8 protein-coding genes (1 of these 8 cut by a window edge) are annotated in these 10,000 nt (G+C 42.0%); all 8 read right to left on the bottom strand.

Annotated features, from left to right (window positions below; translation table 11 throughout):
• A protein-coding gene (locus tag EUBREC_RS00045; RefSeq protein WP_012740944.1) for a Fe-S-containing hydro-lyase crosses the window boundary here: on the bottom strand, nt 1-157 show its 5' end (the start). Its footprint begins 395 nt before the window's first position; only the first 157 of its 552 coding nucleotides appear in the window; the start codon lies at nt 155-157; the stop codon falls past the left edge of the window.
• Between the two features lie 162 nt (nt 158-319).
• The gene (locus tag EUBREC_RS00040; protein ID WP_012740942.1) at nt 320-1,165 is read right to left on the bottom strand and encodes a fumarate hydratase; all 846 of its coding nucleotides are present in this window, start codon (nt 1,163-1,165) and stop codon (nt 320-322) included.
• 256 nt (nt 1,166-1,421) lie between these two features.
• Nucleotides 1,422-3,980, bottom strand: coding sequence for a DNA gyrase subunit A (gyrA, locus tag EUBREC_RS00035; protein WP_012740941.1), 2,559 nt, complete (start codon nt 3,978-3,980; stop codon nt 1,422-1,424).
• Nucleotides 3,981-3,998: 18 nt separating this feature from the next.
• Entirely contained in the window at nt 3,999-5,936 is a 1,938-nt protein-coding gene (gene gyrB, locus EUBREC_RS00030) for a DNA topoisomerase (ATP-hydrolyzing) subunit B (RefSeq protein WP_012740940.1), read from the bottom strand.
• The gene (gene recF / locus EUBREC_RS00025; protein WP_012740939.1) at nt 5,929-7,017 is read right to left on the bottom strand and encodes a DNA replication/repair protein RecF; all 1,089 of its coding nucleotides are present in this window, start codon (nt 7,015-7,017) and stop codon (nt 5,929-5,931) included. The genes gyrB and recF overlap by 8 nt, the downstream gene beginning before the upstream one ends.
• Nucleotides 7,017-7,232 (bottom strand): RNA-binding S4 domain-containing protein, encoded by a 216-nt coding sequence (locus EUBREC_RS00020; RefSeq protein ID WP_012740938.1) that lies wholly within the window; start codon nt 7,230-7,232, stop codon nt 7,017-7,019. Before EUBREC_RS00020 ends, recF begins: the two co-directional genes overlap by 1 nt.
• 8 nt (nt 7,233-7,240) lie before the next feature.
• Nucleotides 7,241-8,353 (bottom strand): DNA polymerase III subunit beta, encoded by a 1,113-nt coding sequence (dnaN, locus tag EUBREC_RS00015; RefSeq protein ID WP_012740937.1) that lies wholly within the window; start codon nt 8,351-8,353, stop codon nt 7,241-7,243.
• Nucleotides 8,354-8,638: 285 nt separating this feature from the next.
• A complete protein-coding gene (gene dnaA / locus EUBREC_RS00010; protein WP_012740936.1) occupies nt 8,639-10,000 on the bottom strand; it encodes a chromosomal replication initiator protein DnaA in 1,362 nt (453 codons plus the stop codon).

The raw sequence follows: 10,000 nt of genomic DNA, 5'->3' as shown, positions 1-10,000 counted from the left end.
CTATTGGCAGTTCTTCTTTACGGTCCAGCGCCTCTATCATTCTTTTGTGTGCAGCATCTCTTGCCACATACATTTCACCTGTTATGTATACATAGTCTCCTGATCTCAGGTCTTTTGTTATTTTCTGTGTGATTGGAGTTGTTATATGTTTTTCCATTTTTTTCTCCTGATTCTTTTATTTTTACTGTATTTTTATTTTTCCAGCATAATATAACCTGTAACAATTATAGCTTTTTAATTACACTTCACATTTCACTATTTCACTATAGCTGTAACAATTAAAATTGCCACTTTCTTTCTTCTTCTATGCAGTAATTCTTTACAATTCCTTCACTACATGGCGGTTTACATGACAGCAAATATTTACCGCAACCGGCAATCCTGCAATGTGGGTTGGATATGTGTTTATGTTTACTGCGAGGGCAGTAGTGCTTCCGCCGAGTCCTCCGGGCCCTATACCCAGATTATTAATTTTTTCAAGCATCTCTTTTTCAAGCTCTGCCACATACTCTATGTCTGAATGTGTGCCTGCTTCTCTTGTCAGCGCTTTTTTTGCCATTATTGCGCATTTTTCAAAGGTTCCACCGACTCCGACTCCGACAACCATAGGAGGACATGCGTTTGGCCCTGCATCTGAAACTGCTGTCAGAATCGCATTTTTTACTCCCTCTATACCATCTGCCGGCTTTAACATAAATACACGACTCATGTTTTCGCTTCCAAAACCCTTTGGTGCAAAGGTTATTTTGACCTTGTCGCCGGAAACTATTGAGTAATGGATGACTGCAGGTGTGTTGTCCTTTGTATTTTCCCTGATGAGCGGATCCTTTACCACTGATTTTCTCAGATAGCCGTCTGTGTAGCCCTGTCTGACTCCTTCATTTATGGCATCCTCCAATACGCCTCCCGTAAAATGGACATCCTGGCCTATTTCTATGAAAAAAACTGCCATTCCGGTATCCTGACATATCGGTATCATATCCTCGCCTGCTATTTTTAAGTTTTCCTGTAGCTGGTTTAATATTTTTTTACCTAAAGGTGATTCTTCATTTGCTGTTGCAGCTTTAAGTGCCTTGTCCATGTCCGGCGAAAGAAAATGATTTGCCTGTATGCACATTTCCTTTATTGCAGCTGTTATTTCTGAAACGTTTATTTCCCTGATCATTTCTTTTCCTCTCTTTTTATTCTCTGTATTTTAAATTCCGGCACCTTTTATCCACAATTCAATATTATTTTTTGTGTTTTTGTGGATAAACATATTTATTTTTCCGTATTATGTTTATTTATTACTTTCAAAGTCTCTGAAAACGCAAATATGATGCATAGTGCTTGCATGTAAACATTTTTTCGCAATAAGGCTCGAATAGTATCACCACATTCGCAAAAAGCAGGATCTTATGACCCTGCTTTTATGAATTTAGTTATGCTTCTGTGTTATTTTCGATAGCTTCAGCATGTGAATTATTATTCTCTGCTGAGTCTTCGTCACTATTTTCTGATTCGTCATTCTCTTCCTTAGCTTCCTCAGGTGGCATGAGAGTCTTATCCTCTACTACCTTTGCGATGCTGGCTACGCTCACTCCTTCTTTCAGGTTGATGAGCTTGACACCTGTTGTGATTCGTCCAAGCACTGTTACATCACTTACCTGGATTCTGATGATAATTCCCTCTGTTGTGATGAGCATGAGCTCATCATCGTTTTCAACTGATTTGACTCCTACGAGATTGCCTGATTTTTCTGTAATCTTGTAGCATTTTACTCCCTTACCGCCACGGTTTTGTGTGGTAAATTCGTCAATTCGTGTACGTTTTCCAAGGCCGTTTGATGATACTAAAAGCACTGCCTCACCCATTGATGCGGTCTGCATTGCGATTATTACATCATTTGGTGCAAGATTCATTCCGATAACACCCATGGTTGTACGGCCTGTTGAGCGCACATCTGTCTCCTTGAATCTGATACACTGTCCGAATTTGGTGAAGAGCAAAATATCCTCTGAATTGTCTGTGACCTTGACCTCTATGAGTTTGTCGTCCTCGCGCAGATTGATTGCTGCAAGTCCGTTCTTTCGGATATTCTCATAATCCTTTATCGGGGTTTTCTTGACTATTCCGTTTCTTGTAGCCATGAACAGATACTTGTCATCCTCGTATTCTTTGATTGGAATCATGGCTGTTATTTTCTCGTCAGGCTGAAGAGGTATGAGATTGATGATGGCTGTGCCTCTTGATGTACGGCTTGCCTCAGGTATCTCATATGCCTTGATTCTGTATACTCTTCCTGTATTTGTGAAAAACATCAGGTAGTGGTGTGATGTGGTCATGAGCATCTCGACGATATAATCATCCTCGATTGTCTCCATTCCCTTTATTCCCTTGCCACCGCGGTGCTGAGCCTTGAAATTATCAGTGCTCATGCGCTTTATGTAGCCTACCTTTGTCATTGTTATGACTGTATTTGTCTCAGGAATGAGATCCTCCATCGACATATCATACTCGTCATAGCCTATCTCTGTCTTTCTGTCGTCGCCGTATTTATCTGCAATTGCGATGATTTCCTCCCTGATTACTCCAAGAAGCTTTTTCTCATCGGCAAGAATAGCCTTTAACTGCGCAATCTGAGCCATGAGCTCCTTATACTCAGCCTCGAGCTTTTCTCTTTCCAGACCTGTCAGAGCCCTAAGACGCATATCAACAATTGCCTGTGACTGCTCATCTGTCAGGCCAAATCTCTCCATCAATCTGGTCTTTGCCTGTTGTGTGGTCTGGCTTGAGCGGATAATACTTATTACCTCGTCTATGTTGTCCTGGGCAATAATGAGACCCTCTACAATATGTGCCCTGGCCTCTGCCTTGTCTAGATCAAACTTTGTACGTCTGGTCACTACATCCTTCTGATGGATGAGATAGTAATTGAGCAGATCGTATAGATTTAATACCTTTGGCTCTCCGTTTACGAGTGCAAGGTTTATCACTCCAAACGTATCCTGGAGCTGTGTATGCTTGAAAAGCAGATTTAAAACTACACTCGGGTTCACATCACGGCGGAGCTCTACCACGATTCTCATTCCCTCACGGCTTGTCTCGTCGCGGAGGTCTGTTATTCCATCTATCTTTTTGTCCTTATGAAGCTCAGCTATTTTCTCAATAAGACGAGCTTTGTTTACGTTGTATGGCAGCTCTGTCACTACAATTCTGTTTTTGCCGTTTTCCATAGGCTCGATATTGGTGACAGCACGGACTCTTATTTTGCCGCGGCCTGTTCTGTAAGCCTCTTTGATGCCACTTGTTCCGAGAATTATGCCGCCTGTAGGGAAATCCGGTCCCTTTACCACATCGATAAGCTCATCAATTGTGGTTTCTTTGTCCTCGATATCGTTGTCGATAAGGCGCACTACGGCATTTACCACTTCACGCAGATTGTGAGGTGGGATATTGGTTGCCATACCTACCGCGATTCCTGTGGTTCCGTTTACTAAAAGGTTCGGATATCTTGATGGGAGCACTGTCGGCTCTTTTTCTGTCTCATCAAAGTTTGGCTCAAAATCTACTGTATTTTTGCCGATATCCTTGATTAATTCAAGAGAAATCTTTGAGAGTCTTGCCTCTGTGTATCGCATGGCGGCGGCTCCGTCTCCATCGACTGAACCAAAGTTTCCATGACCGTCCACGAGTGTGTATCTCATAGACCAGTCCTGTGCCATATTTACGAGTGCTCCATAGATTGAGCTGTCTCCGTGTGGATGGTATTTACCCATTGTATCACCGACAATACGCGCACATTTTCTGTGTGGCTTGTCAGGTGTATTTCCGAGCTCGACCATAGAGTAGAGTACTCGCCTCTGAACAGGCTTTAATCCGTCCCTGACATCAGGGAGGGCACGGCTTGCAATAACGCTCATCGCGTAATCTATGTAGGAGCTCTCCATTGTTTTTTTCAAATCGACCTGCTGTATCTGGTCAAAAATTTTGTCGTCCACTTAAATTACTCCTCCCTGCTAGATGTCAAGATTTGTTACATACTTGGCATTAGCTTCAATAAATTCTTTTCTTGGCTCTACCTTATCACCCATCAGTGTGGTAAATGTCACATCAAGCTCAGATGAATTTTCTCCGTCTATCATGACCTGTTTCAAAATTCTGTGGTCAGGATCCATTGTTGTCTCCCAGAGCTGATCAGCATCCATCTCGCCAAGTCCCTTGTATCGCTGGATCTTGTTATTATTGTCACGGCCTATGTCATTTAAAATCTGCTTGAGCTCGTCATCATCGTAGGCATACCATACACCCTTGTTTTTCTCCACCTTGTAAAGTGGCGGTGTAGCCAGGTATACATGTCCCTCCTTGATCAGATCAGGCATGAATCTGTAGAGGAAGGTGAGCATGAGAGTAGCGATGTGAGCACCATCTACATCGGCATCTGTCATGATGATTATCTTGTCATAACGCAGCTTTGTTATATCAAAATCCTCATGGATTCCTGTTCCGAATGCTGTAATCATGGCTCTGATTTCTGCATTGTCATATATACGGTCAAGTCTTGCCTTTTCAACATTCAGTATCTTGCCTCGCAGAGGTAAAATTGCCTGTGTAGCACGGCTCCTTGCTGTCTTTGCAGAACCGCCGGCTGAATCTCCCTCGACTATGAAAATTTCACAGTTTTTAGGATCCTTGTCTGAGCAGTCAGCCAGCTTGCCCGGCAGAGTACCTCCATCGAGAGAGGTCTTTCTTCTGGTCAGGTCTCTTGCTTTTCTTGCGGCCTCTCTGGCTCTTTGTGCTAAAAGTGATTTCTCACAGATATTTTTGGCTACATCAGGATTCTGCTCGAGGAAATATGTGAGTTTTTCCGATACAACAGCATCTACGGCTCCTCTGGCCTCACTGTTTCCAAGCTTCTGCTTTGTCTGTCCCTCGAACTGAGGCTCCTCAATCTTGATACTGATGATTGCAGTAAGTCCCTCACGGATATCATCACCTGTCAGGGCCGGATCTGAATCCTTAAGTATCTTTTTCTCACGCGCATAGGCATTGAAGGTCTTTGTCAAGGCATTTCTAAAGCCTGCGAGATGAGTACCTCCCTCAGGTGTGATTACATTGTTTACAAAGCTGAAGGTTGAATCATTAAACGAATCATTGTGCTGCAATGCAACCTCAACATAAACACCATTTTGTGTTCCCTCGCAGTAGATGACCTCATCATAGAGAGCCTCCTTGCCACGGTTAAGATACTCTACAAATTCCTTGATTCCGCCCTCATAGTGGAATACATGATTGTGATGGCTATTCTCACGCACATCCTTTAAAGTAATCTTAAGTCCTTTTGTGAGGAAGGCTGTCTCTCTGAGACGCTGCTTTAAGGTATCGTAGTCATACACTGTCTCCTCAAAAATCTCCGGATCCGGCAGAAAATGCACCTTTGTACCATGAAGCGACTCGTCACACTGTCCAACAATCTTTACTGTATCGTCTGTTTTGCCACGCTTGTAGCTTTGTCTGTAAATATTTCCGTCCTTGTAGACCTCAACTGTCAGCCATGTGGAAAGAGCATTTACTACAGATGCACCAACTCCGTGCAGACCGCCTGATACCTTATAGCCTCCACCGCCGAATTTACCACCTGCGTGAAGCACTGTAAAAACGACCTCAAGTGCTGATTTTTTTGCTTTATGATTGGTTCCGACCGGGATTCCTCGTCCATCATCCTGTACTGTTATGGAATTGTCTTCCTCGATTGTGACCTCGATATTTTTGCAATAACCGGCTAAGGCCTCATCAACTGCATTGTCCACTATCTCGTAAACCAGATGATGAAGTCCTCTCGAAGACGTACTGCCGATATACATACCCGGTCTTTTTCTGACCGCCTCAAGACCCTCAAGTATCTGAATCTGGTCAGCTCCGTATTCCTGATTGTTCTGCTGTATTTCTTTACTCATCAATAACCTCCACCTGGCCCTTCACGACATGAAAGACCTTGTCCACCTGAAATCTATTTTTTACAAATTCATCAAGTCCCGTACAAGTGATAATGGTCTGTGTATCACTTAAGCTGTTGAGCAGATAGTTCTGCCTGTTGCCATCCAGCTCTGAAAGCACATCATCCAGTAAAAGCACGGGAGTGCTGTTTATATTTTTCTTTACAAGACTAATCTCAGAAAGCTTGAGTGAGAGAGCAGATGTCCTCTGCTGACCCTGCGAGCCGTATTTTCTGATATCCACACCGTCCACTGAAAAAAGCATATCATCCCTGTGCGGTCCAACGGTTGTCTGGCACAGCTTCAAATCCCTGCTTCTTGCCTTAAGCAGCTCGTCCTCGAAAAAAATATCATCAATGCTTGGCTCATATTTGAGTATAAGCTTCTCCCTGCCTCCTGAAATATTGCTGTGAATGTCCTGTATTATCTCATTTAGCTCATTAACAAACTCGCGCCTCTTTTTTATAACATGCCTGCCATACTCGAGAAGCTGCATATCCCACACCTGAAGTGTATCAATCAAATCAGGTCTGTAAGCTATATCCTTTAACAGTCTGTTTCTCTGAACTAATGTCTTATTATACTTACTCAGGTTAGACAGATATATTTTGTCAAGCTGGCAAAGCTCCAAATCTATAAATCTGCGTCTCTCGGCAGGACCGTTTTTGATAATATTGAGATCCTCAGGAGAGAAAAACACAATATTCAAAATACCAAACAGCTCACTCGCTTTTTTGATCGGCATTTTATTGATGGCCACACCCTTTGCACCGTTTTTTCGCAGATGCATGTCAATCCGGTATTCCTTGTCATTTTTTTCAACAATTGTCCTGATATGTGCCTCATCCTCGCCAAACCGGATCATTTCCTTGTCCTTGCTGCCCTTATGGGACTTTGTAGTGCCGCTCAAATATGCAGCCTCAAGTATATTGGTCTTGCCCTGGGCATTATCGCCGTAGATTATGTTGGTTTCAGTGTCAAAGCTGATATCCAGTTTTTCGTAATTTCTGAAATTACTCAGTTGGATTGACTTAATAATCATTATTTAACAACCTTAACTGTTTCGCCGTCATATGAGAAAACATCTCCGTCGTGAAGCTTTTTTCCTCTCTGAAGCTCAGTCTCACCGTTTACAGTCACCTGACCGTCCTGAATAACAATTTTTGCCTCAACTCCCGAGCTCACAAGGTCGGCCTTTTTAAGAGCCTGTCCCAGCTTAATGAACTCATCCTGTTCTCTTATAGAAATCTGTTTCATAAAATCTCCTAGTTTGCTGCTGTATTAAAATTTACCGGAAGAATGAGGTAAATAAACTTGCCCTCATCATCCTTAATGAAGCATGGTGCCTTTGGATTGACCATGTATAAATTAACCTCCTCCTCATCGATAACACGAAGTGCATCTATGAAGAACTTAGGATTAAAGCCTATCATAATATCTTTTCCATCTTTGTCGATATCGATGTCCTCATTCATGGAACCGATAAATGAATTGATGCGAAGCTCCATATTGCCATCTGTGATATTCATGATAATAGGCTTCTTATCTCCCTCCTTGACAAGAAGAGTAGCACGATCTATACAGTCAAGAAGCTCACGCTTATTGATGCGAACCTTAGTGTCGTAGTCAGATGAAAGCATCTGGTCAATCTTGAAATACTCACCCTCGATAAGACGTGAAACAACAGTAGTATTTTCAAATTCAAAAACAATATGATTGTTAGTGATATAGATAACCACATCCTCATCCGCTGAACCCGGAATAATCTTGCTTATTTCCTGCAGAGTCTTGCCGGGAACAACAACCTTCTTGCTGTCATAGTGATTTTTCATCTCGATATATCTGATAGATATTCTGTGTCCGTCAAGAGAAACAACTCGAAGCTTATTCTCCTCAATCTCAAAAAGCTCACCTGTCATCAGTTTATTGTTGTCATTGTCGGCAATTGAGAAAATTGTCTGTCTGATAACCTCTTTAAGGGTAAATTGTGAAAGGACAATAGACTCATTTCTCTCAACATATGGTATGTAAGAAAAATCATCACCTGATTTTCCGATGATATTGAACTTGGCCTTTTCACATGATATGACGGTCTTGAAGGAAGCATCTGTCTCAATTGTTACATCATTGTCAGGAAGCTTTCTCACTATTTCTGAAAAAATCTTGGCATCAAGAGCGATAATTCCTCTCTCTTCGATAGTTCCGTCTATTATTGTTTCGATTCCAAGCTCCATATCGTTAGCCATAAGCTTAATCTCGTTTGCGGATGCATCAATAAGTATGCACTCGAGAATTGCCATTGTAGTACGTGTAGGTACTGCCTTCGATACGATATTAACACCTTTCAGTAAATTTGCTTTTGAACAAATAAGTTTCATTTAGAAAAACTCCTTCCTGCGCGTATATATAAATATTTAAAAGATATTCGTAATATTATTCTTAGGGGCTGTTAAAAAGTTCAAAACCCCTTCAAAGCCTTTAAAGACAAGCTTTAAGCGGCTTGATAACTTGATTAAAAGCCTGTTGAAGTAAAAATGATAAAAATGGATAACTTTTTATTCACTTTCCTTCAACCTGTCATTAACATGCTCATGTGGAAATAAAAGCAAGGTTATAACCAAATTATTAACATGCAAATGAGAACATATATAAATAGGTAGAAACTAATTTGGATTAATCTTTTTCTTGATAGTTTCTATGAGAGTACGTGTACTGTCATTCTCCTCGTAATCCTTGGTGACCTTCTTGATGCCGTGGATGATAGTAGAGTGGTCTCTGCCGCCCAAAAGCTGGCCGATTACATCAAGTGAATCAGAGGTCATGGTCTTGCAGAGGTACATGGCAATCTGCCTTGGGCGTGCAATCTCGCTGCTTCTGGTCTTTGAAATCATCTGGTCTACAGAGATGTGGAAATGCTCTGAAACGACCTCGATGATGAGCTGTGCAGTGATTTCCCTTGGCTTGTCCGGCGTGATGATATTGGAAAGCTCCCTCTCAGCGATATCCATAGTGATGTGAGTATGCTCGAGATTGTGGAAGGCTAAAAGCTTGTTTAAGGCTCCCTCAAGCTCACGGATGTTGGAGCTGATGTTTGAAGCAATGTAGTTTAAAATATCATCATCTATATCAAAATTGTCAGTTTCAGCTTTCTTACGGAGGATAGCCATCCTCGTCTCATAGTCAGGAGTACCGATATCAGCCATCAGTCCCCATTCGAAACGTGAGCGGATACGCTCCTCTAGAGTCTCCATCTCCTTAGGCGGCTTATCAGAGGTAAGGATAATCTGCTTGCCCTGTGTCTGCAGTGTGTTGAAGGTGTGGAAAAACTCCTCCTGAGTACTTTCCTTTCCTATGATGAACTGGATATCATCAATCATGAGCACATCTACAGTCCTGTATTTGTCACGGAACTTTGTCATGGCAGAAGAATTACCGTTACGGATAGATTCGATAACCTCGTTGGTAAACTCTTCAGAAGTAACGTAAAGCACCTTGGTATCAGGATTCTGGTCAATGATGAAATGACCTATTGAATGCATAAGATGAGTCTTGCCAAGTCCCGGACCACCATATATATATAGCGGATTGTATGCTTCACCCGGGCTTTCTGCCACTGCAAGAGAAGCAGAATGGGCAAACCTGTTATTATTACCTACGACAAAGGTGTCAAATGTATAGTTAGGGTTTAAGTTTGAGTGATCCCCCTTTACAGGAGTCTGTTGCTCAAGCTGAGGGGTATCGTTGTTTTTAAACTTAAGGCTCTGAGCCTGATCCGGTAAAATAAACTGGATATCATACTCGATACCTGTCACCTCACCTATAGCTACCTTAAGAGGAAGATAATATTTTTTGTTGATATAGCTGAGCCCCATCTGCTCAGACGGAACGAGAATATACAGTGTATTGCCGTCTATGGCGAACACCTCAAGTGGTTTTATCCACGTATTAAATGAAACGTCTGTCAGACCATGCTCTTCCTTGACCATCTGTAGTATTTCATTCCACTTTTCCATTACTTTATCCAT

This window comes from Agathobacter rectalis ATCC 33656 (genome assembly GCF_000020605.1).
In the GTDB taxonomy this organism is placed as follows: domain Bacteria; phylum Bacillota; class Clostridia; order Lachnospirales; family Lachnospiraceae; genus Roseburia; species Roseburia rectalis.
This window is presented reverse-complemented; position numbering and strand designations above follow the sequence as displayed.